The sequence below is a fragment of the Bartonella sp. AD328YNZD genome (assembly GCF_042196425.1).
The window spans coordinates 1-1489 of the sequence record NZ_JBHIQG010000476.1 but is presented as its reverse complement, the minus strand read 5'-3'; the positions used below and the strand labels follow the sequence as shown (position 1 = coordinate 1489).

The window sequence follows — 1489 nt, the reverse complement described above, 5'->3', positions numbered from 1 at the left end:
TTCTACGCATTGACGCATAATTTTCGCTGATTGACGCATTTCTTCCATACGAATAAGATAGCGATCATAACAATCACTATTTTTACCTATAGGAATATCGAATTCCATTTCATCGTAACATTCATAAGGCTGACTTTTACGCAAATCCCATGGAATACCAGCTCCACGAATCATAACCCCAGAAAAACCGCGTGCCCAAGCTTCATCAATACTTACAACGCCAATATCCACATTACGCTGCTTAAAAATTCGATTTGGGGTCACAAGCGCATCAAGTTTTCCGAGAGAAACAAGAAATGGATCAATAAAATCACCAATACCCTCAACTAAAGATTCTGGTAAATCTTGATGCACGCCACCGGGGCGAAAATAATTTGCATGAAGACGAGCACCACAGGCACGCTCATAAAAAATCATCAATCTTTCACGTTGCTCAAATCCCCAAAGCGGTGGTGTTAAAGCACCAACATCCATTGCCTGTGTCGTTACATTAAGCAAATGATTAAGAATACGCCCAATTTCAGAAAACAAAACACGTATTAATTGCCCTCTTTTAGGAACTTTTATATCTAATAACTTTTCAATAGCAAGAACAAAAGCATGTTCCTGATTCATAGGAGCAACATAATCCAAACGATCTAGATAAGGACCCGCTTGGAGATAAGTCTTTGTTTCCATTAATTTTTCAGTACCGCGATGCAACAACCCAATATGTGGATCTACACGCTCAACAACTTCACCGTCCAGCTCCAGAACCATGCGCAAAACCCCATGCGCGGCAGGATGCTGCGGACCAAAATTGATATTAAAGTTTCGAACATTGACCTCAGCCACAATCAACCCCTTGCTTTTTTTAAAAACTTCATATCAAATATTAAAAAAATCTATCATATTAAAAACATTAATTATTTTAAAAATATGCTATTCTAATAGAACGCCTTATCAAAACCAATATCATTTTTTACTGTCTGCTTTTTCATCACATGGTAAAATATATTGTCCTCCTTCCCAAGGAGAAAGAAAATCAAAATTACGCATCTCTTGGCGCAAAACAACAGGCTCATAAATCACCCTCTTTGCTTCATTATCATAACGGCATTCAACAAATCCTGTCACAGGAAAGTCTTTACGTAAAGGATATCCTTCAAAACCATAATCTGTTAAAATCCGTCTTAAATCCGGATGTCCTGAAAATAAAATCCCATACATATCATACGTTTCACGTTCATACCACTCTGCACCAGGATAAACCGTACAAGCTGAAGCAACGGGAGTATTTTCATCCGTACGAACTTTTACACGTAAGCGTAAATTCTCACGAGGGGATAATAATTGGTAAGAAACATCAAAGCGCTTATCGCGGGAAGGATAATCCACACCACTAATGTCTGTGAGATTAATAAATTGACAGCGAGAATCATCACGAACAAACATTAAGACATCGATAATTGCATCAAGACGTGCCACAATAGTCAATTCACCAAAAGCA

2 protein-coding genes are annotated in these 1489 nt (G+C 38.1%); both read right to left on the bottom strand.

The genetic code is table 11. The features are described 5' to 3' along the window. Positions 1–834: NADH-quinone oxidoreductase subunit D (locus ACFIO3_RS12975; protein WP_375704596.1), on the bottom strand; the 834-nt coding region annotated here is incomplete at its 3' end. A 120-nt stretch (positions 835–954) separates the two neighbouring features. Beyond that, on the bottom strand, positions 955–1489 hold a 535-nt coding region (locus ACFIO3_RS12970; protein ID WP_375704595.1), incomplete at its 5' end, for an NADH-quinone oxidoreductase subunit C.